18 protein-coding genes and 1 tRNA gene are annotated in these 20736 nt (G+C 51.0%); 15 read left to right on the top strand and 4 right to left on the bottom strand.

The genetic code is table 11. The annotated features are described in order from the left end of the window. The first annotated feature begins 68 nt into the window (after positions 1 to 68). The gene (gene vapC / locus H9I36_RS06820; protein ID WP_187384712.1) at positions 69 to 476 is read left to right on the top strand and encodes a type II toxin-antitoxin system tRNA(fMet)-specific endonuclease VapC; all 408 of its coding nucleotides are present in this window, start codon (positions 69 to 71) and stop codon (positions 474 to 476) included. Between the two features lie 42 nt (positions 477 to 518). Here the strand turns inward: vapC and add are convergent, their stop codons facing one another. Next, positions 519 to 1550, bottom strand: a complete 1032-nt coding sequence (add, locus tag H9I36_RS06815) for an adenosine deaminase (RefSeq protein ID WP_187384621.1) — start codon at positions 1548 to 1550, stop codon at positions 519 to 521. Positions 1551 to 1611: 61 nt separating this feature from the next. Then, the gene (pepF, locus tag H9I36_RS06810; protein WP_187384620.1) at positions 1612 to 3414 is read right to left on the bottom strand and encodes an oligoendopeptidase F; all 1803 of its coding nucleotides are present in this window, start codon (positions 3412 to 3414) and stop codon (positions 1612 to 1614) included. A gap of 123 nt (positions 3415 to 3537) precedes the next feature. Between pepF and metG the strand changes: the two genes are divergently transcribed. The 10 genes from metG to truA all read left to right on the top strand — a co-directional run bounded on the left by metG (position 3538) and on the right by truA (position 15296). Continuing rightward, positions 3538 to 5856 (top strand): methionine--tRNA ligase, encoded by a 2319-nt coding sequence (gene metG / locus H9I36_RS06805; protein ID WP_187384619.1) that lies wholly within the window; start codon positions 3538 to 3540, stop codon positions 5854 to 5856. A gap of 3 nt (positions 5857 to 5859) precedes the next feature. After that, the gene (locus H9I36_RS06800) at positions 5860 to 7077 is read left to right on the top strand and encodes a lipid II:glycine glycyltransferase FemX (protein WP_187384618.1); all 1218 of its coding nucleotides are present in this window, start codon (positions 5860 to 5862) and stop codon (positions 7075 to 7077) included. Beyond that, the gene (locus H9I36_RS06795) at positions 7074 to 8000 is read left to right on the top strand and encodes a ribonuclease Z (RefSeq protein WP_187384617.1); all 927 of its coding nucleotides are present in this window, start codon (positions 7074 to 7076) and stop codon (positions 7998 to 8000) included. Before H9I36_RS06800 ends, H9I36_RS06795 begins: the two co-directional genes overlap by 4 nt. 334 nt (positions 8001 to 8334) lie before the next feature. Then, positions 8335 to 10254, top strand: coding sequence for a 1-deoxy-D-xylulose-5-phosphate synthase (gene dxs / locus H9I36_RS06790; protein ID WP_187384711.1), 1920 nt, complete (start codon positions 8335 to 8337; stop codon positions 10252 to 10254). 94 nt (positions 10255 to 10348) lie between these two features. After that, on the top strand, positions 10349 to 11167 hold the full coding sequence (gene folP, locus H9I36_RS06785) for a dihydropteroate synthase (RefSeq protein WP_187384616.1): 819 nt from the start codon (positions 10349 to 10351) through the stop codon (positions 11165 to 11167). Positions 11168 to 11443: 276 nt separating this feature from the next. Next, a complete protein-coding gene (gene cdaA / locus H9I36_RS06780) occupies positions 11444 to 12259 on the top strand; it encodes a diadenylate cyclase CdaA (RefSeq protein WP_187384615.1) in 816 nt (271 codons plus the stop codon). Then, positions 12237 to 13208 carry a CdaR family protein gene (locus H9I36_RS06775; protein ID WP_187384614.1) on the top strand — a complete coding sequence of 324 codons (972 nt, stop codon included), beginning with the start codon at positions 12237 to 12239 and terminating at the stop codon, positions 13206 to 13208. Before cdaA ends, H9I36_RS06775 begins: the two co-directional genes overlap by 23 nt. After that, entirely contained in the window at positions 13205 to 13579 is a 375-nt protein-coding gene (gene acpS, locus H9I36_RS06770; RefSeq protein WP_187384613.1) for a holo-ACP synthase, read from the top strand. Before H9I36_RS06775 ends, acpS begins: the two co-directional genes overlap by 4 nt. Before the next feature lie 32 nt (positions 13580 to 13611). Further along, positions 13612 to 14496, top strand: a complete 885-nt coding sequence (locus H9I36_RS06765) for a DUF2225 domain-containing protein (RefSeq protein WP_187384612.1) — start codon at positions 13612 to 13614, stop codon at positions 14494 to 14496. Between the two features lie 8 nt (positions 14497 to 14504). Beyond that, positions 14505 to 15296: a tRNA pseudouridine(38-40) synthase TruA gene (gene truA, locus H9I36_RS06760; protein ID WP_187384611.1), complete on the top strand. Its 792-nt coding sequence runs from the start codon at positions 14505 to 14507 to the stop codon at positions 15294 to 15296. 62 nt (positions 15297 to 15358) lie between these two features. On the opposite strand, the gene H9I36_RS06755 is transcribed toward truA, so the two are convergent. Beyond that, positions 15359 to 16375 (bottom strand): hypothetical protein, encoded by a 1017-nt coding sequence (locus H9I36_RS06755; protein WP_187384610.1) that lies wholly within the window; start codon positions 16373 to 16375, stop codon positions 15359 to 15361. A gap of 116 nt (positions 16376 to 16491) precedes the next feature. Between H9I36_RS06755 and H9I36_RS06750 the strand changes: the two genes are divergently transcribed. The 4 genes from H9I36_RS06750 to H9I36_RS06735 all read left to right on the top strand — a co-directional run bounded on the left by H9I36_RS06750 (position 16492) and on the right by H9I36_RS06735 (position 20386). Next, a tRNA-Glu gene (locus H9I36_RS06750) sits at positions 16492 to 16563 on the top strand. 4 nt (positions 16564 to 16567) lie between these two features. Next, positions 16568 to 17152 carry an HAD family hydrolase gene (locus H9I36_RS06745; RefSeq protein ID WP_187384609.1) on the top strand — a complete coding sequence of 195 codons (585 nt, stop codon included), beginning with the start codon at positions 16568 to 16570 and terminating at the stop codon, positions 17150 to 17152. A 6-nt stretch (positions 17153 to 17158) separates the two neighbouring features. Further along, a complete protein-coding gene (locus H9I36_RS06740; RefSeq protein ID WP_187384608.1) occupies positions 17159 to 19615 on the top strand; it encodes a helicase C-terminal domain-containing protein in 2457 nt (818 codons plus the stop codon). 60 nt (positions 19616 to 19675) lie between these two features. Beyond that, positions 19676 to 20386 (top strand): lysophospholipid acyltransferase family protein, encoded by a 711-nt coding sequence (locus tag H9I36_RS06735; protein WP_255422691.1) that lies wholly within the window; start codon positions 19676 to 19678, stop codon positions 20384 to 20386. Positions 20387 to 20434: 48 nt separating this feature from the next. Here the strand turns inward: H9I36_RS06735 and H9I36_RS06730 are convergent, their stop codons facing one another. Continuing rightward, positions 20435 to 20608, bottom strand: coding sequence for a hypothetical protein (locus tag H9I36_RS06730; protein ID WP_187384606.1), 174 nt, complete (start codon positions 20606 to 20608; stop codon positions 20435 to 20437). Between the last annotated feature and the right edge of the window lie 128 nt (positions 20609 to 20736).

Here is a 20736-nt window from a genome sequence, read left to right as displayed (position 1 = left end):
ATCGCGCATGAATTGCCCAGCTCCTAAATCTGAAGATTTACTCGCTGTGCAATTTTATGGGAAGTTTAATGTATTTGCTGGATACAAATATCTGTATTTTCCTCATAAAAAATAAAAATCCGTATTTGGAAAAAAAAATATTTAACTGCAAAAAAGAAGAATTGTTTCTTTCCGCTATTACAATTGCGGAGTTGGAGTACGGTGTTTCAAAAAGTCAATGTAGAGAAAAAAATCGCCGGGCGCTTTTGGATTTTTGTGCAGATTTTACTAACATAATAGATTTTACTACAGAAGACACGGAAACATACGGAATGATTAGAGCCTATCTTGAAAACAAAGGTATTCCGATCGGACCTTTTGATACACAGATTGCCGCCCAAGCGTTAGCAAGAAATCTTACTGTAGTTACAAATAATATAAGAGAATTTTCCCGAATACCCGGACTGAAAATCGAAGACTGGACAAAAGAATCATAGCTTCGTTCACCGACATTCGATTTAATAATTATTAATCGTATCTTACTCTGCGGGTGCAAACTCTTTCCACGCGGCATTTACTTCGCGGATGTAGGATTTTTTCGCGGTGTCGGAAAGGAATGACGCGTTGAAGCCGTTGCAGATGAGGCGCTTGATTTCGGGAAGCGTAAAGTGCAGCTTCTTATAACATTTCCAATATTCTTCGATGAGCGTCGTTTTGAAAAAGAGCGGATCGTCGGTGTTTACGGTGACGAAGATGTTTTCGTCATACATACGGCGGATCGGATGGTTTTCGACGGTATCGATAAAGCGCTTCGTAAATACGTTGCTCGTAATGCATACTTCGAGCGGAAGCTGTGTTTCAGCGAGGTAGGCCATGAGTTCGGGATCCTGTACCGATGTGATGCCGTGACCGATGCGTTCGGCGCGGAGAAATTTGATCGTGTCCCATACGGATTCAGGTCCGACGTCTTCACCCGCGTGTGCGACTGCGTGAAAGCCGTCCGCGTGCGCGCGCGAAAATACGGGTTCGAAATTTTTTGCGGGACCCTTTTGTTCGGCTCCTCCGAGTCCGATGCCGATGATGTCTTTGCACGGATACTGCTTGAGCAGTTCGTAATTTTTCATCGCGTTGTTACAACCGAATGTGCGCGATACGTCGAGCAGGAGTTTTATGACGATATTGTATTTTTCTTTGATCTCGGCGATTTTTTCTGAAAAGAGGGAAATCATTTCACCGTAGTCGAATCCTTTTTTTAAAAACGCGGATGGGGCGAAAAAGGCTTCGCAGTAGACGATATTGTTTTTGGCAAGGTACTTTCCGAAGTCGTCGAAAACGTATTTGAAATCGGAGACGGATTGAAAGAGATCCTGTACGGCGAGAAAGGCTTTGATAAAGCCGTTGAGATTATCGTATGAAAAGAGTTCGGCTTCGTCCGCAGCGCTCATCTTTTTTCCGAAGCGCCGCTCGTACAATTTTTCGATCGTACGAAACGACATGACGGCTTCGAGGTGGATGTGTATTTCCGCTTTCGGTATCTTTGCCAAAAAAGAGTAAAACTCGGTTTCTTTCAATTATAATCTCCGTAAGATTTCCCGCGAAAAATCCGACTTTATATATATCGGCACATTTTCGCTAAATCTTAAGCATGGCGGAAAGCTCTTTTACGATACGTGCGAATACGGCGCATGCGTCTTCGACGGGCTTGCTTTCGCTCATGTCGACGCCTGCGATTTTGAGCGATTCTATCGGATAGCGCGAGCCGCCCGATTGCAAAAATCTGAAATAATCGTCGCGCTCGGTTTTGCCTCCGTTCAATACGCGCTCGGCAAGTGCAAGCGATGCCGAAATCCCCGTTGCGTATTTGTATACGTAAAACGCGCTGTAAAAATGCGGAATACGCAAGCCTTCCATATCGCTGTTTGTTTCAAACCGCATTTCGCTTCCGAAATACTTTTCGAGAAGCGATCGATAGGTTTTTCGAAGCAGTTCCGCGGAAAGAGGCTCTCCCGCCTCGACGAATTCGTGCGCTTTCAGTTCGTATTCGGCGAACATCGTCTGGCGGTACAGCGTCGCGAGTATGTCGCCCGCATGAGTTGCGAGGAGATAGGCTTTCATATCGTCGGTTTCGGCTCGTTTTAAAAGATAGCGGAATACGAGCTCTTCGTTGAACGTCGATGCGACTTCGGCTTCGAAAATCGTGTAGTTGTACTGCATATAGGGATTCGCGTGCACCGAATACCACGTGTGCATCGAATGCCCGCCTTCGTGCGCCATCGTAAATACGTCGCGGATGACGTCGTCTTTGTAGTTGAGCAGGATAAACGGATTTCCCGTGTATACGCCGCTTGAAAACGCGCCGCTTCTCTTTCCTTTGTTTTCATAGCGGTCGACCCAGCCGCCGAGAAGTCCGCTGCAGAGCCGGTCGGTGTATTCGCTTCCGAGAGGAGAAAGCGCTTCGCGGCATATTTCAACCGCTTCTTCGTAACTCGTGTTCGTTCGCACGTTTTTGACGAGCGGCACGTATACGTCCCAGTGGCGCAGTTCGGTAAGACCGAGCGCTTTTTTTCTGAGCGCGTAATACTCGTGGAGTGCGGGAAGATTTTTATGCACGGTGTCGATGAGATTGCGGTAGACGCTTACGCTTACATTGTCGGGATAGAGCGCTTTTTCGAGGCAGGTGGCATAGCCTCGCGCGCGCATCGAAAACACGTCCTGATTGACGCTCCCCGAATAAAGGGATGCGAGCGTGTGTTCGTAAGCTTCGAAAGTGCCGTAGAATTTTTTGTATGCGTTTTCGCGGACGCTCCGATCGGGATTGTCCATAAAAACGCTCCACGTCGACTGCGTCAAAGGCTTCTCTTCGCCGCCGACCGTCACCGTGCCGAAGCGCAGATCCGCGTCGGTAAACACGGTAAAAGCTTTGTGTGCGGCGGATGCGCTTTCGCTTTGCAGCGACATGATGCGCTCTTCTTTTTCGCTTAAAATATAACGCTTCATACGGAGCAGTTTCGACAAAAAGACGCGGTAATCGCGGAAAGCGTCTTCTTCCATCCAAACCCGTATCTTTTCATCGGGGATCGATTGGACTTCGGGATTGAAAAAACTCGTCGCCGCGAGGTATTTCGTGTACGCCATACGAGCGCGCCCTTCTTTGTTTTGGGCGGCGGGATCGGTTTCATCTGCGGTGAGCTGCAGGCTCGCGTAATTGAAAACGGCTTCGAGTTTTTTGTCGGCAGCTTCGTACGCTTTGAGTGCCGAAAGCAGCGTTTTATCGGATTCGGAAAGCCTGCCTTTGTACGCGGCGGCTTTTTCGGTGAGCGCTTCGATTTCTGCGAGCGCTTTTTCCCAATCGCCGTCGGATGCGAACAGCGACGATAAATCCCATTTGTCGGAAGAGGGAACGTCTTTTCGAAGCGGAACTGAATGCTGTGTCATACCGTTATTATAGCGCATATCGCCTTTTTTTACACCCGCGATTTTACGTGTGCGGAGCATGTGTGCGCGGGGTATGAACAGGGTAATGTACAAAATCATCCGTTCGGGCTATAATAAAAAATTATGAACAGAAAACTCATTACATCGGCGCTTCCGTACGTCAATAACGTTCCTCACCTCGGAAATCTCATTCAAATGCTTTCAGCCGACGTCTTTGCACGCTTTTGCAGAAGCAGGGGCTACGATACGCTGTACATCTGCGGCACCGACGAATACGGCACGGCGACCGAGACGAAAGCGCTCGAAGAGGGCAAAACGCCGCGCGAACTCTGCGATCACTATTATAAACTGCACACGGAAATATACGATTGGTTTCACATCGCTTTCGACAAATTCGGACGCACGTCGAACGAAGAGATAAAAGACGTTACGCAGGAAATTTTTAACGATCTCGATGCGAACGGCTTTATCAAGGAGCACACGACAAAGCAGCTCTTTTGTCCGCACTGCAATATGTTTTTGGCCGACCGTTATGTGCGCGGCACCTGTCCCAAATGCGGGAGCGAAGACGCGAGAGGCGATCAGTGCGAAACCTGCGGCAGCCTCCTCGATCCGACCGATTTGGTACAAGCGAAATGCGCTACCTGCGGCTCTTCCCCCGAAGTGCGGGAGACGAAGCACTTATACATCGATTTGCCTGCGATCGAGGGGCGTCTTGAAGCGTGGATGGAAAAGGCGAGTATCGAAGGAAAGTGGAGCGCAAACGCGATTCAAATGACAAAGGCGTGGATAAGAGACGGCTTAAACGAGCGCGCGATCACGCGCGATTTGAAATGGGGTATACCCGTACCGAAAGAAGGCTACGAAGATAAAGTCTTTTACGTGTGGTTCGACGCGCCGATCGGCTATATTTCGATAACGCTCCAGCTTGCAAACGAACTCGCTGCGGCGGGAAAAAAATCCTTCGACTATAAAAGCTGGTGGCTTCCGTCCGAATCCGATGAAGCGGCGGACAAAATGCCCGTCGAGCTTTTTCAATTTATAGGCAAAGACAATATCCCCTTTCACACGGTCGTCTTTCCGTCGAGTCTGCTCGGAAGCGGACGCGATTGGACAAAGCTCTTTCACATGAGTTCGACCGAATTTTTAAATTACGAAGACGGGAAATTTTCGAAGTCGAAGGGCGTCGGCGTATTCGGAACGGACGCGAAAGAAAGCGGTATTCCCGCGGATGCGTGGCGGTTTTACATCTTTTACAATCGTCCGGAAAAATCCGATTATCAATTTACATGGAAGGATTTTCAGGAAAAATACAATGCGGAACTTATCGGAAATCTCGGCAATCTCGTAAACCGCACGCTGCTGTTCGTCAACAAATACTACGGCGGCAAAATCCCCGACGCTCCTGAAGACGAAGCGCTGTGGGCGGAAGTAAAAGCGCGGGAGCGGAGAATTACCGAACTGCTTGAATGGGCGGATCTCAAAGACGCATTCCGCGAAATCTTTGCGATAAGCGATATCGGAAACAAAGCGTTCCAAGCGGCCGAGCCGTGGAAAACGCGCAACACCGATCCTGAAAAAGCGGCAAAGCTCATACACAATCTGTGCTATGTCATAAAAGATTTGATGATATTGACGGCGCCCTATCTCCCGCAGTATGCGCAAAAAGTCGCTTCGTTTTTCGGTAAAACGATTACCGAAAAGCGTATCGGAACGGACGATTCGGAAGGTGCGCTTAGGTGGAGCGATCTCGGAAAAACGGAGGGTCTTTCGGAGATAGGTGCGACGAGCGTATACTTTACGCCGATGGACGATAAGACGATGAAAGCTTTTAAAGAGCGTTTTTCGGGAAATCAAAAATCGCGCGAAGAAGGGACGGGCGGAAAGCCGAGTGCACAAAAGGCAAAGGCCGAAAAAAAAGAGCCTGCCCTCGCAGCCGACATGTGCGCGCATTTTAATAAATTCGTTTCGCTCAAAGTCGCAAAGATCGTTTCCGTCGAACGCAATCCCGAATCCGATAAGCTCTATATAGAACACCTCGACGACGGAAGCGGTACGGAGCGCGTCATTCAAAGCGGACTCGTGCCGTATTTAAAAGAAGACGAACTGCTCGGAAAGCACATAATCCTCGTCGATAACCTCGCTCCTCGGAAAATGCGCGGAATTGAAAGCCGCGGTATGCTCCTTGCGGCGGATTACACCGATGAAGCGGGCAAAGAATGCGTCGAACTCGTAACGGCTCCGTGGGCGGCTCCCGGCACTCCCGTCGTGCTTGAAGGAGAAGATCCTTCGGCACAAAAAGAAAAAGAGATAAGCGCGGACGTGTTTTTTCAAATCGAAATAAAAGTGCATGACCGAGAAGTCGTCATTCAGGATAAAAAACTCACGGCGGACGGAAAAGCGCTTACGACGGAAAAAACCGTAAACGGCGGAGTAGCATAACAAGTGTTTGCTTTTACGATTGCGCCGCTCTCTCCGCGCTCTCTTGCCGACGGAGGAGAGCGTTTTTTGCAGTCGCCGTTTTGGGCGGCGTTTAAATCCCTGCACGGCTGGAAATCGCTCTTTTTCGATGTCCGATCGGAAGGGGGCGGTGCTTTTACCGTTTCGGTTCTCGTGCGGCGCTTTGCAAAATATTTTTCCATCGCCTATATTCCGATGATGCCGTCTTTTTTTTACGGCGACAACGGCAGTGACAACGGTACATTGCAAAACCTCTCGATAAAAGCCGATGAAAAAGAAAACGGAGGGGTCGGCGTGCGGCAGGAGGATGCCGCCTCGTATGCGCAGTTTTTGGTGGAGTTTTCAGAGTCTCTTAAAGACTTTCTCCCCAAGCACACGCTTTGTATACGCTTTGATTCCTCACTCGATTTTTATTCGATATCTTCGCGCGATTTTTTTGTCGCAGAGATGAAGCAAGCGGCTGCTTCGGAAAAACTGGCGATCGTTAAAACGAAAACCGATATTCAGCCGCCCGATACGACGCTTATCGATTTGACAAAATCGGAAGATGAACTCCTTTCTGCGATGCGAAGCAAATGGCGTTACAATATCCGCCTTGCACAAAAAAAAGGCGTTGTCGTCCGCGCATACCGCGCGCGAACCGATAAGGCGGACAATCCTTCGCTCGATTCCGACGCCTCGCGCGCTCTCGATATTTTTTACGAACTCTATAAGACGACGGCGAACCGCGACGGCATTGCGATTCACGCAAAAAAATACTATGAAGACCTTTTCGCTTTGAGCGCTTCACATAAAGATGCCCCGCTCATCACGGTCTATATCGCATCGCACGAGGGGGAAAACCTCGCGTCGATCATCACGCTCTTTTCTAAAAGCGAAGCGGTCTATCTTTACGGCGCTTCTTCAAACGCCAAGCGAAACCTCATGCCCGCCTATCTTTTGCAATGGACTGCGATATGCGATGCGAAATCTTACGGATCGGCCGTCTACGATTTTTACGGTATGCCGCCGTCGGACGATAAAAATCATCCGATGTACGGTCTCTATCTTTTTAAAACGGGATTCGGCGGGCGCATCGTGCATCGCCCGGGATCCCTCGATTTTCCGCTTTCGCCGCTCTATGCGCCCTATGCGCTTGCCGAAAGCGCGAGAGCGTTTTATCATAAACGGATCAAAAAAATTCTTGCAGGTCGTGCCTTATGAATATGGAAGCTTTTGTTTTGGGCTGCGGCGGAATGATGCCGCTCCCGTACCGCCACCTCACGTCGGTGCTTTTGCGCCGCGAAGGAGAGCTCTTTTTATTCGACGGAGGAGAGGGAACGCAAGTGTCGCTCAGGCGCCTCAATCTCAAGTGGAAAAAGATAAATGCGATTTTTGTGTCGCACACCCACGCCGATCACGTAACGGGGCTGCCCGGCATTATGATGCTCTCTTCGCAAGTGGATCGCACCGAACCGCTGTATATCTACGGCCCGCCGAAGATCGCCGAATATATCGAAACGAGCCGCAAAGTGCTCGATATGTTTATCAATTATCCCGTTGTCGTAAAAGAGATTACGGCTCCCTGCGTCGTGCACGGGGGGGAAGGGTTTTATATCCGCGCATTTCCGCTCGCGCACACGAAAACCTGCGTCGGCTATACGCTCGAAGAGCTCGACCGACCGGGTGAGTTCAGTCCCGAAAAAGCGAAAGCGCTCAAAGTGCCGATGGGGCCGCTGTGGGGAAAACTGCAAAAAGGCGAGAGCGTTACGGCTTCCGACGGAAAAACCGTTACGCCCGACCAAGTGCTCGGCCCCTCGCGGAGCGGAAGGAAGTTCAGTTATGTGACCGATACGCTCTACAAGCCGTCGATCGCGGACGAAGTGCGCGGAAGCGATCTTTTGATCTGTGAAGGCATGTTCGAAGATGCGCTCATCGATCAGGCGAGAGAAAAAAAACACATGACGGCAAAACAGGCCGCGACGATCGCTCGCGACGCGGGTGTCAAACGCATGGCGATGATTCACTACAGCCCGCGCTATACCGACAGGGAGCTTTCCGTTTTGCTCGACGAAGCGCGCATGATCTTTCCCGCCGCGGAACTCACCAAAGACCGTATGCACTTCGACATCCCCTATATCGAATGACGGGGCGGCCGGCGGTCGGTTTCCTCGATAGTCGGTTTCCGACGAATGGCGACACAAAATATTTGTGAGTAAATATTTTGTACGGCTTTGTCACGCTCTTGACGTACTGCGCGAATTTTGCGATACTGGAAAACACTATTCGATGTAAGGAGAATGTCGTGCCCTGCGGAAAAAAAAGAAAGCGTCAAAAGATGGCGACACATAAGCGAAAGAAGATGCTCAGAAAAAACAGACACAAGAGCAAGTGATTTTTGCTTAAACTTTGTGAATAGGCCGCGTGTGTTCGTGTAACCGTCGCGGTCTTTTTTGTTTGTAATTACGGAGGTTTTTTACGATTCTTTCCGGCATACATTCCCCTCAAGATATTAAAAAACTTCCGCCGTCCGCTCTTCCTCTTCTTGCCCGCGAAATCAGAAAAACGATTATAGAAGTCGTCGGTAAAAACGGCGGTCACCTCGCAAGCAATCTCGGCGTCGTCGAACTTACGATCGCGCTGCACCGCGTGTTTTCGAGTCCCGAAGACGCGATCGTGTGGGATGTAAGCCACCAGTGCTACGCGCACAAGCTGCTGACCGGGCGCTACGCGTCGTTCGGTACGCTCCGACTTTCGGGCGGTATTTCGGGTTTTACGCGAAGAGGCGAAAGCGAACACGATTTTTTCAGCGCGGGTCACGCATCGACATCTATCTCTTCGGCGCTCGGTCTCCTCGTTTCCAGGAGCATTCAAAACAAAAGCGGAAAGGTTGTCGCTGTCATCGGCGACGGAGCGCTTACGGGGGGGATGGCTTTCGAAGCGCTTTCGCATGCGGGACAGCTTGCAAAAAATCTCATCGTCGTACTCAACGACAATCAGATGTCGATCGATCACAATACGGGATCCATTTCGCGCTATCTTTCGCGGATGACGATGTCCGCTCAGTATCAAACCTTCCGCTATAAAATCGACCGCTTTATCGACCGCGTGCCGTATTTTAATAAAAAACTTGAAAAGCTCGCGTTCCGCTTTAAACGCGCCCTCAAGGGTATGTTTTTGACGAACAATTTGTTTGTCGATTTGGGTTTCGAATACGTAGGCCCCTTGAACGGTCACGACGAACAGACGCTTGAGAGCGTGTTCCGCCGCGTTGAGAAGCTTCCGCGTCCGGTCGTCGTCCACGTCGTGACGAAAAAGGGCAAGGGTTACAGTCCCGCCGAAGACAATCCGGAGCGCTTTCACGGCATCGGTCCCTTTCTCATATCCGACGGCACGGTCGAAAAATTCGATGAAGTGAGTTTTACCCAATCGTTCAGCGACGCCCTCCTTTCGCTTGCCGAAACGAACGAAAAGATCGTCGCGGTGACGGCCGCCATGGCGAAGGGCACGGGATTGAGCGCTTTTGCCCGCCGTTATCCGAAGCGCTTTTTCGACGTCGGCATCGCAGAAGAACACGCCGTCACTTTTGCAGGCGCTCTCGCGCGGGGCGGTCTCGTGCCGGTCGTGTGCATCTATTCGACCTTTATCCAGCGGGCGATCGATCAAATGATTCACGATATCGCACTGCAGGGCGTTCATGTCGTTTTTATGCTCGACCGCGCGGGCGCCGTTCCGGGAGACGGCGAGACGCATCAGGGCTTGTTCGATATCGCTCTTTTGCGCCCGATCCCTCATCTTCGCATTTTGTGTCCCGCGAGCGCAGAAGATTTGAAACGCTGTCTTTCTTTTGCCGTCGAGGCGGAGGGTGCGACCGTGATCCGCTATCCGAAGCTTTCGTGCCCTTCCGAGCAGGTATCTTTTTCTTCCGCGATCGAAGAGGGCAGGGGCGTCATTGTTTCGGCATCGGATATCGCGCCTTTGCAAGCGGCTGAATTCGAAGAAAAAAACGCGGGAACTTTTTTCCGCACGCTCTTTGTGTGTACGGGCGGGATGTACGCGGAAACGCTCGTCGCATCGCGATCGCTTTTGATGAAGGGTATATATGCCGATATCTACGCGCTCCGTTTTATTAAGCCTATAGACGAAGAGTATTTTGCGCGCATCGCCTCTTCTTATGACGGAGCGGTCATCGTTGAAGACGGAGTTTTGACCGGCGGTATCGCTTCGTATCTGGAAGGAATCTTGGTAAAACGCGGTATGCGCTTCGTCGCCCTGAAAGCCTTTGAAGATCGATTTTATTCGCAGGGAACGCGATCGGAAATTTGCCGAGATGCCCACATGGCAAGCGAAGACATCGCGGCCGCAGCAATGACGCTTGCAGAACGCCTGAACTCGAAATGAGCGCCCCGATTTGCGGCCGTCCGCTCCGGATGCGCGCTTCGATGTCCTGCCGGCACGGTGCTTGCAACGAGTGCGAAGCGCGGAGGCATAACCGGTGAAAACGCTTTTTCTCAAAGACGGAATTATTAAAACGGATGAGTGCGCTTTTGTTATGGGCATTGTAAACGCGACGCCCGATTCGTTTTGGGAAGGGAGCAGAGGAGGCGAAAACCTTGCGCTGAAGCTCATCGATGAAGGAGCCGATATTATCGACGTCGGCGGAGAATCGACGCGACCGGGGGCTGCCTATGTTTCAGCCGAAGAAGAGATACGGCGCATCATTCCGGTGATAAAAAAAATTCGAGCCGCATCGTCCGTAGCGATTTCGGTCGATACGCGGAAAAAAGAAGTGATCGAAGCTGCCGTTTCGGAAGGCGCGAATATCTTAAACGACGTTTCCTCTCTCGAAGACGATGAGGATATCGCATCCTTTGCCGCCGAAAAGGGGATCCCCGTCATACTGATGCACAAACGCGGAATTCCTGCTATAATGCAAAACGATACGTCGTACCGAGACGTGTTTCGGGAAGTGGACGCATACCTTGCCTCGCGCGTTTCGTATGCGCTTTCCCGAGGCATCGAGCCGAATAAAATCATCGTCGATCCGGGAATCGGTTTCGGCAAAGATTTCGACGCGAACCGCATTCTTATTAAAAACTGCGGAAAGCTTTGCGGCGGCTCTTATCCCGTTCTCATGGCGCTGTCGCGGAAAACCTGCATCGGCGAGATGACGGGGAAGCGCGCCGAAGATCGGCTCTGCGGTACGATTGCGGCGGATATGATCGCCGTCATGAATGGTGCGTCCATCATCCGCGTACACGACGTCGGAGCCGCTTTCGATTCGCTTCGCGTGATGAAAGCATTGGTCGATTAAGTTTTTATATTGTAACGGAGGATGATGAAAGACACCGTCTGAAATATCGCCGGTGTCTTTCATTTCGAGTTTGCTTGGATGTTTGCAGAATACGTGTATACGTGCCGTTTCAATAAAATTGCACGAAATACAATATGCTTTATTTTGCAAACTCGACTATTCGACGTGTGCGCCGCTCGAAACTTCGCGCTTACGCGCTCGTTGCGGGGCTTGCGCACGATTAAAAACTTTTTCGGATGTCAAAACATCCTGCAAAAGTTTTTATGGAGGATTACATTGAAATCGTTGGACAGTTTGCGTGCGGCATACGATTATATCAGGCTCATCCTCGATATCGGTATCCTCACGTTTATCCTGTATAAGGCCTACCGGCTCATCGTCAAAACGAACGGTATGCAGATCATCCGCGCCGCCGTCATCGTCGGCTTGGCCTATGCCGCTTCCATTTTTTTGCATCTCGAAACGCTGCAGTGGATTTTAAACGTCATGGGACCCGGCTTTCTCATCGCCTTTGCGATCGTGTTTCAGCCGGAAATGCGGAAACTCTTTTTAAAGCTCGGGCAGAGCAGGTGGTTCGCTTTCGGCAGTCGTTCAAAGCACACTTATGTCGATTCCGTTTTGATCGCGGCGGAGATACTGTCGAAGCAAAAGCGGGGTATGCTCGTCGTATTCGAACGGCACACGAAGATGGACGATATCCTCAATACCGGTACAAAGCTCAACGCCGACCTTTCGTCGAGCCTGCTCGTGACGATTTTCGGCATGGACACTCCTCTCCACGACGGCGCCTGTTTTGTGCTCGGCGGAAAGCTCCTCGCCGCAGGCTGTTTTTTGCCGCTGAGCGAACAGTATGATATTAAAAAAACTTTCGGTACGCGTCACCGCGCGGCTCTCGGTCTTTCGGAAGTTTCGGACGCCGTTGTGCTCGTCGTGTCCGAAGAGACGGGCGCGATAAGCCTCGCATACGATTCGAAGCTGCACTACGATTTGACGATGACGGAGCTGACGAAGATTCTCGAAAACCTTCTCGAAATTACGCCCGACGCATATCAGGTAGAGGATACGATAGATGAAAACAAAGCAGCTGTTTGAAAAGCTCACGGAAAATTGGCAGGCAAAAGTGATCTGCTTCGGCCTCGCGCTCGGACTCTATGTCGTACACATCACATCGATCCTCGATCGGAAAACGTATACCGTCCCGTTAAAAGTTGTCGCCGACGGAGGTATGTATCCGATGAGCGATTATCCCGAATATGTGCGCATAACGGTACGATCGACGGCTGAAAATATTGCGGAAACGCTGCAGAGCGATTTTACGGCGACGATCGATTTGACGAAATACGAAAAGGAAGGGAGCTTTTCGGTTCCCGTGTCCGTGCACTTGTCGCCGAAACTTTTGCTCATGGATCCCTTTGAAATAAAATTGAATCCCGAATCGGTATCCATGCGCCTCGAAGAAAAGACGCTGAAATACGTGTCTATCGCCCCCTCTCTTTCAGGCGAAGTGCCCCACGGCTATGCCGTTACCAAAATGTCTGTGGAACCGGCGACGGTCGAAATTGTGGGACCGCGCAGAGCCGTCGACGAAACGAAGCAGGTGTATACGTCCGCGATCGACGTGACCGCCCTTACTGTTTCGAAAACGTTTGAAGCGTCGCTGCAAAACATCAATTCGCTCCTCGCGATAAACCCCGCAAAATCCTATACCGTGCACGTCGACGTTGCGGAAGAACCGCTCGTAAAAAAGTTTACCGATGTGCCGGTGCGCCTTTTGTTTTTGCCCGAAGCGCTCGAAGCCGAAGGAGAATCTCCGAAGATAAGTTTCGACGTCGCAGGAACCGTGCCGACGCTCGAAGATTATGAACTTTCGGAAAGCGCCGTATATGCCGACTGCAGCGCGATCGATAAGGTCGGTACCTACGATTTACCCGTACACATTACGCTTCCGTCGTATTTTCAAATAGAAAATCAAAGCGCGGAAACGGTGAGCGTTGCGGTAAGAGTGCGCCGCGAAACTCAGTCGGAGAGCGCCGGCCGATGATCTACGGTATCGGAACCGACATAGCCGACGTGCGCCGCTTTGCAAAGTGGATCGAAAATCCCGATTTGATCGAGCGTTTTTTTAATAAACGCGAAATAAAAACTTCCGGTTCCCGCCAAAAACTGCAGGAACATTACGCATCGCGCTTTTCCGTCAAAGAAGCATTTTCGAAAGCGCTCGGAACGGGCGTTGCGGGTTTCGATCTCGGCGAAGTGTATGTAGGACACAATGCAGAAGGCAAGCCCGAACTTCGCCTCGAAGGACGCGCTGCCGCCCTCGTCGAAATGCGGTGCGGATCGTGCGCACGCATATCCGTATCGCTCAGCCACGAAAAGGAATATGCTGTTGCATTTGTCGTCATTGAAGTGTAGAATTATCGTATGATGCGTGCAAAGGTTGGAGTATGACGATTCAAGGCGTAAAAAAGGAATCCGATAAAAAGAAAATTGCGCTTTCGTATTGGTCGAAAGACAAATGCCTGTGTCCCGTGTGCCGCAAAGAGTTCGACCGAGAGATCATGCTTTCGGGGCAGGGCAGAATGATAGCCGGAAAACTCACCGACGAACTGCACCGCATCTTCGAACCGTCGAAACGGTACGGTCGCATCTATCCTCTCATCTACGATATCGGCGCGTGCCCCAACTGTTTTACGGCGATGCTGTGGTCCGATTTTAAAGACATCAAAAACAAAGACGCAATCGAAAAAATATATTCCCATTCGGAAAAGCGGAAACAGGCGGTCAACACCGTCTTTCCGTATTTCGATCTGCACCGTCAGCGCTCCCTTTTCGACGGCAGCGCAATGTATTACCTTGCGCTGCTCACCTACGAGGATGCGAATGTTGAGCTGCTTCCGACCATGAAGCGCGCGATCCTTTCGCTGCGTCTTGCGTGGCTCTCCGGAGAATTGAACGAACGCTGTCCCGGTCACAATTACGATTATATGTCGAAAGTGTTTTATCAAAAGGCCACGTTTTTTTATGAACAGGCTGTTCTGAACGAAATGAACCGCGTCGAAAAAAGCTCGACGCTTGCAAACTGCGGTCCCGACATGGATAAAAATTACGGCTGGGACGGAGTCATCTACCTGTGCGGATTGCTCGAATACAAATACGGGCAGACGGACGATCAGCAGCTCCGACTCAAAAAATTGAGCCAGTCGAAAACGGCGATCGCGCGCATCTTCGGTCTCGGAAAATCTTCGAAAGCGAAGCCGGGTCCCCTGCTCGAAAAATCGCGCGATCTCTACGACAAACTTTCGGCTGAAGTGCGCGATGACAATATTTAGAGAAAGCGATGCGCAATATCCTATTGACCCTTTCCTATGACGGCACGTATTTTTGCGGATGGCAGCGTCAGGACGGAAGCGATGCGGGAAAGAGCGTTCGCACCGTGCAGGCCGTCCTCGAAGAAGCGCTTGCAAAACTGCACGGCACCCATATCACGCTTTACGGATCGGGTCGCACCGACAGCGGAGTCCACGCGCTTTCTCAAGCGGCGAATTTTTTTTCTCCGATCGATTCGATCCCTATCGAAAAATATCCTTTAATAATCAACAATATGCTGCCCCCCGACGTGCGCGTTATGAGTGCATCTTCGGTCGATGAAAAGTTCAACGCGCGATACAGCGCGACGAGCAGGGTATACCGCTATTATATGTTCGCATCGGGCACGCCTCCTGCGCACCTTTCGCGTTACGTGTGGCCGCTTTTCAGAATGCCCGATGTACAAAAGCTCAATGCGCTTGCCGCATGCCTTTCGGGGGAACTCGACTGTGCGTCTTTTGCCGCTTCGGGGGATGTAAGCCTTTCGACAAAGCGCTATATCGAGCGTGTGGGATTTTTTATTGAGAGCGCGTTTCCGTACGGCTCCCTCGTTGTATTCGAAATAGAAGCGAACGCGTTTTTGTGGAAAATGGTGCGTACGCTCACCGGCACGCTTTTACAGCTCGAAAAAAAAGGAGCTCCCGACGATGCGCTTAAAAAAATCATGGACGAGAAGGATCGGAGGAAAGCGGGCATAACCGCTCCGCCCGAGGGATTGTTTTTGCACGAAGTTAAATTCGACGGAAAGAGGCGACACGCTTAAAAAAAGGCACGACCGAAACGGCAGTGCCTTTTTTAATAATTAATAATTATAAACGGTCGATTTTACAGCTTAAAGCGCGCGCTTACGTTTGCGCTCCAAAGATTGTTTCGCGGATTCCAGCAGCCGCCGAGGGTGCAGTCGAAAAAGAAAATGTTCAAGCCCAGACCCGCATAGAGCTGCGGCTGGATTTTCCCCCATGCAAAACCCTTCGAATTGTAATCGTGCGCTTCGCCTCCGCTTCCGTTGGGGACGTTACCCTGCGGCACTCCTCCGACTTCGTATGTCGAAGCATACGCATAATCGTAATGACTTTTCGACGCCGTAACATAGGCGCGCATACCGGCATAGGGCGTCAGGATAAAGAATTTTTTCGAAACCTGCGCCTGTACGAAAAGCGTGTGCAGATCGAAGTTCGTATTCATGTCCGTATTTGCTGTAACGCTTGCAGGTATGGAGCCGACCATTCCGTCGTATGTCGACGAACCTTTTACACCGAGCGCCATGTGCGTGTATATGTAACCCGCGCCGACGGATATTTTCGGAAGCAGGGTGCTTCCTTTCATAACGGCATAGCGGATATCGCCGCCGAACGAATAGTAGGTGATCGCGCCGGTAAAATCTTCGAACTTCAGCGAATTGATTTTCAGGTATGAACCGTACAGGCCGACATCGAACGGAAGGACGATGCCGCCCAAACGCGCATTTACCGAATAGGCGGGAAAGGGGATAGTGTTCGGGATCGAAAAATTGAAGTCTTTCGATGCGCCTGCGGCAGCACCGTTGATTTCGTTGACGATCGCTTCGGCAACCGATGAAAATTCTTTTGTCTTTATAAAGGTACCTGCGACCGTAACGCCGAGACCGAAGTGGGGCGGTGCGGACGGGAATAATTTTCCGATATATGCGTCCGACCAAACGCCGAGCTGCGTCGTCGTTTCGGGAAGCACTTCCGTCATTTTGTCCGTAAAGGATTCGAACGATTTGCCGATATCCCCGCTCGCTCCGAACACGGAGGCGGTCGATAAAAGAAATGCCGCCGCGAATGCGAAAAACGATTTTAAAAATTTGCGTATTGTCATAAAATCCTCCCAAGTAAGGTTTTGTTCAGTATATCCCGTCTATACGCAAAATACAAGCGGCATATTGACACGTTATGTCCGAGTATGCTATAGTTTCAAAACGGCAGGTGCCGTATGTCTCCTTCGTCTAGTGGTTAGGACATCGGGTTTTCATCCCGACAACAGCAGTTCAATTCTGCTAGGAGATGATTCATGGATATAATCGTTTTCGATCTCGGTGGCGTTTGTATTTTCAATTTTCAAACGATAGGAAAAATCGCTTTACACTATCATCTCAACGAAGCCGACGTCTATGCCGAATATATGCGTTCGGATATTCCGCTCATGGAAGGCGTCATGACGACAAAGGAGTGGTGGAAGGCTGCATCCGAAAAATTCGGCGTCGATTCCGATGCCGATCCCCTCGTCGATCTTTTTACGCCTTATCCGAACCTGCCTGCTCTTGCGCTCGTTGACGAACTTCATTCGCGCGGAAAGAGGGTTGTGTGCGGCTCCAATACTTGCGAGGGGCATTGGCAAAAGATGAACGCGTGCGCTTCGCTTGAGTCGCATTTCGACCGCTGCTATCTTTCCCAGCGCATGGGGTTTGCAAAGCCCGACGTGCGTTTTTTCGATTATATTTTGCGTGCCGAAGGCGTCGAAGCTTCTCGTGCGATTTTTATCGACGATACGAAAGCGAATATCGAAGGCGCCGAAAAAGCGGGTATGTGCGGCTTTTTGTTCCGCGACGAGTTTTCGTGGGCGGCTCTCGATAAACTTCGAAGCATCGTTCTGTAGCTTTCGATGGACAGCCGAAAGTATTTTTCAGATTCAGTTATCGATGAACTCAAGCGCGCCGTTTGTGAAGCGGGCGGCAACGAAGTGTTTTTTACCGGCGATATCGATTCGTCGGGTATCGTCGTTTCGGTAAAAGTCGGCGCCCGCGGCAATGAGAGCGAAGTTCCCGTCAATCAAAATGACGTGCGCGAATGCGCGGTTCTCATCCACAATCACCCGAGCGGATACCTCGAACCTTCCGACGCGGATATGGCGGTCGCTTCCGACGCGTCCGGACGCGCGCAGGGTTTTTACATCATCGACAACAGCGCTTCGCGTGTGTACGTCGTAATGGAAGCGGTCAAACCGAAATCGATTAAAAAACTCGATATCGATGCGGCAGCCCTTTATCTCGAAAACGGAGGTCCTCTTTCGGTGCAATCGGAAGGCTACGAAGAGCGCCCCGTGCAAATTGCCCTGCTTCGAAGCATCGCCCGCTCCTTCAATGAAAATTCGATCGGCGTATTCGAAGCGGGAACCGGCGTCGGAAAATCCTACGCCTACCTCATCCCCGCGATGCTGTGGGCTCTCTCGAACAAAGAGCGCGTCGTCGTTTCGACGGGCACGATCAATTTGCAGCAGCAGCTGTGCGAAAAAGACATCCCTGCGGCGGAGAAGATAATCGGAAAAAAGTGCAAAGCCGTCCTCGTCAAAGGCAGACAAAATTACGTATGCCTCCGCCGCCTTTCGGATGCCGGAAGCGAGCGGGAGCTTTTCGGAGACGATACGGAAACCTTCGACGCGATTTCCGAATGGGCTGAAAAGAGCGCGACGGGAAGCAAAAGCGATTTGCCCTTTATGCCCGGGGAAAAGATATGGTCGCGCATAAAAAGCGAAAGCGATGCGTGCATGGGGCCGCGCTGTCCCTTTTACGCGCAGTGCTTTGTCATGAAAGTGAGAAAAGAGGCTTCTTCTGCCGATATCGTCGTCGTCAATCACCACTTGCTTTTCGCTGACATCGAGTCGCGCATGAGCGGGGCGGGCTGGGACGATCAGGCGGTTTTGCCGCCGTATCGGCACATCATATTCGATGAAGCGCACGGCATCGAAAACGCGGCGACGAGTTTTTTCAGCGGTACGGCGAACCGATTTGCGCTTTTGCGTCAAGTAAATCTTTTGTACCGCAGACACAAAAATTCCGAAGCGGGATATATCTGCACGCTTGCAATTTTGTCGTCGAACGAAGAGCGCGCGGCGGATGCGAGCGGAATCGTGAGCCGCGTTAAGTCGGCGATTGCGGATTTGGAAACTGCGGCGGGAGATATATTGCAGGACGATTACACGATCCGCCTCTCCGATGCGACTTCGCGCAATTTCGGTCCGCTCCTTTCGCTTGCAGCTTCCCTTGCGTCGTCTCTTTCATCGCTTATCGCCCTCGTAAAAGAATTGATGGAAGGCATCACGGACGAGGACAAAGCGGCAGGCGCGTATTGGGAAGCGAAGCTCGTCGTTCGCAGGCTCGAAGCGGCTTTGCTTTTGTTCAACGACTTTACGGCGTGGGACGAAAAACGCGATTCGGTGTTTTACTTGCAAAAAAAATATCTTCCGAGCGATGCGCTTTCGACGAAAGACGATGAGCGGCAGTATACGCTGTTTACGAAAACGCCGCTCGACATCGCGCCTCTTATGAACACGGGCGTATTCGAGCCGATGCAGTCGGTCGTGTGTACGTCGGCGACGCTTTCGATACACAAAAATTTTTCGTGGTGGATGCGGCGGACAGGCGTTTCATTTGCCGATGAAGAGTGCGTCCGCACCGGAGATTTTCCGTCTCCGTTTCCGTATAAAACGAACCTGCTTTTTTCCGTTCCGTCCGACGCCCCTCTTCCCGAAAACGCCGTCGACTTTCAGCGCTTCGTCGTGTCGGCCGTAAGCCGCCTTGTCTCCGCCGCACGGGGCAGGACGCTCGTCCTCTTTACGTCCTACGATATGCTTCGAAACACCTTTGCCGATGCGGCACCCTTTCTTTCGAAGTTCCGACTTTTAAAACAGGGCGACGACGATGCTTCCCGCCTCCTCGCTTCGTTCCGCGAAGATATTGGAAGCGTGCTCTTTGCAACCGATTCGTTTTGGCAGGGCGTCGACGTGCCCGGCACTTCTCTTTCTCAAGTGATCATCGTAAAACTGCCGTTTTCCGTACCGAACGATCCCGTCTTTACCGCCCGTTCGGAAGCCGTCGCGCGTCGCGGCGGAAATCCGTTTATGGAGCTCAGCGTTCCCGAAGCGGTCATCAAATTTCGGCAGGGATTCGGACGTCTCATCAGGCGGAGCGATGACCGAGGCTGTGTTACGCTCCTCGACAAACGAATTTATGAAAAGCGCTACGGCACGATATTTTTAGGCAGCATACCCGAATCGAAACGACTCTACGAAGATATCGATACGATTGTCGCGGAGACCGAGCGCTTTCTATTTGACAGCTGAGACTTTTCATTATATTATGATGCCATGTCGAGCCTTGTCACATTATGCTGCCTGTTTGCAATGGTAACACTGCCGTCTATCGGCAATATTGTTTTATATCCCGTATCGAAAAAAGCGAGCCTTGCTCTTTCCGATTATATCGTGCGCACGATAGCGCCGCGCCTTTTTGCGATTTTATCCTGCTACAAACATTTTCGTTTCATCGGCGACAAGCGGCGCTTTGACGAACTTCCGCCGCAGTTTATGATCATTTCGAATCACCAAAGCCTTTTCGACATACCCTGCTATATGAATTATTTCCGCGATAAAAATCTGCGCTTCGTCGCGAAAGCCGAACTCGGACGCCACATTCCGCTCGTGTCGGAAATGCTGCGTTCTCAAGAGCACTGCCTTATCCCGCGAAGGGCAAGTCCCGTAACAGCGATGAAAACGCTCGAAGATTTTGCAAAGCGTGTGCTCGATCGCGACCAGATACCGGTGCTCTTTCCCGAAGGCTCTCGGACACGGAACGGAAACGTAGGAAAGTTTTATTCTGCAGGATTTCGAAAACTCGCCGAAGCGACCGCGCTCCCCGTCGTCGTGTGCGCGCTTGACGGCGGTTGGGAAATCGGCAGGCTCCGGACCATCATGACGAATTTGAAAAACGGCAGTTATAAAGTGACGATCGTAAAAATCTACGATGCGCCGAAAACGAAAGAAGCGCAAAACGCGATCTTGGAAGAAGCTCCGCGCCTCATCCAAGCGCAGCTCGACGCGTGGCGGGCTAAATAAAAAAACCGCACCCATGAGTGCGGTTTTCGCATTGTCGAACGAAAAAAATTATTTAAAATCTTTCGGCCGCCGCTCCGTCCGTTTGCACTTCGAGCATTCCGCGACGTTTTTGACTTTTCCTTTTTCGAACATGGTCTTCATTATGATTTCTCCGCCGCAGTCGGGACACATGAATTTATGCGTTGAAACCGATGTACGGGAGTTTTTACTTGCTCCGGCCATAGCATTCCTCCAAAACGAATTTTTTTAAATATAACGATAAAAAAGCGATATGTCAATTATGCGTCGACTGTTTATGCGTCGACTGTTGTAGACTGTTACCTTAAAATCGTTCCGTCTGTCGAGTTAAA

It is taken from the genome of Treponema sp. Marseille-Q4130 (genome assembly GCF_014334325.1).
In the GTDB taxonomy this organism is placed as follows: Bacteria; Spirochaetota; Spirochaetia; order Treponematales; family Treponemataceae; genus Treponema_D.
The sequence above is the reverse complement of the archived record's forward strand: the minus strand, read 5'-3'. Positions and strand labels throughout refer to the sequence as shown.

What these genes read in the sequence shown, in the direction of transcription:
- metG (WP_187384619.1), top strand. Translation starts at nt 3,538, where the DNA reads ATGAACAGAAAACTCATTACATCGGCGCTTCCGTACGTCAATAACGTT.
- H9I36_RS06745 (WP_187384609.1), top strand. Translation starts at nt 16,568, where the DNA reads ATGGATATAATCGTTTTCGATCTCGGTGGCGTTTGTATTTTCAATTTT.
- H9I36_RS06735 (WP_255422691.1), top strand. Translation starts at nt 19,676, where the DNA reads ATGGTAACACTGCCGTCTATCGGCAATATTGTTTTATATCCCGTATCG.
- pepF (WP_187384620.1), bottom strand. Translation starts at nt 3,414, where the DNA reads ATGACACAGCATTCAGTTCCGCTTCGAAAAGACGTTCCCTCTTCCGAC.
- H9I36_RS06765 (WP_187384612.1), top strand. Translation starts at nt 13,612, where the DNA reads ATGACGATTCAAGGCGTAAAAAAGGAATCCGATAAAAAGAAAATTGCG.
- H9I36_RS06730 (WP_187384606.1), bottom strand. Translation starts at nt 20,608, where the DNA reads ATGGCCGGAGCAAGTAAAAACTCCCGTACATCGGTTTCAACGCATAAA.
- H9I36_RS06795 (WP_187384617.1), top strand. Translation starts at nt 7,074, where the DNA reads ATGAATATGGAAGCTTTTGTTTTGGGCTGCGGCGGAATGATGCCGCTC.
- vapC (WP_187384712.1), top strand. Translation starts at nt 69, where the DNA reads ATGTATTTGCTGGATACAAATATCTGTATTTTCCTCATAAAAAATAAA.
- H9I36_RS06755 (WP_187384610.1), bottom strand. Translation starts at nt 16,375, where the DNA reads ATGACAATACGCAAATTTTTAAAATCGTTTTTCGCATTCGCGGCGGCA.
- acpS (WP_187384613.1), top strand. Translation starts at nt 13,205, where the DNA reads ATGATCTACGGTATCGGAACCGACATAGCCGACGTGCGCCGCTTTGCA.
- H9I36_RS06775 (WP_187384614.1), top strand. Translation starts at nt 12,237, where the DNA reads ATGAAAACAAAGCAGCTGTTTGAAAAGCTCACGGAAAATTGGCAGGCA.
- H9I36_RS06740 (WP_187384608.1), top strand. Translation starts at nt 17,159, where the DNA reads ATGGACAGCCGAAAGTATTTTTCAGATTCAGTTATCGATGAACTCAAG.
- truA (WP_187384611.1), top strand. Translation starts at nt 14,505, where the DNA reads ATGCGCAATATCCTATTGACCCTTTCCTATGACGGCACGTATTTTTGC.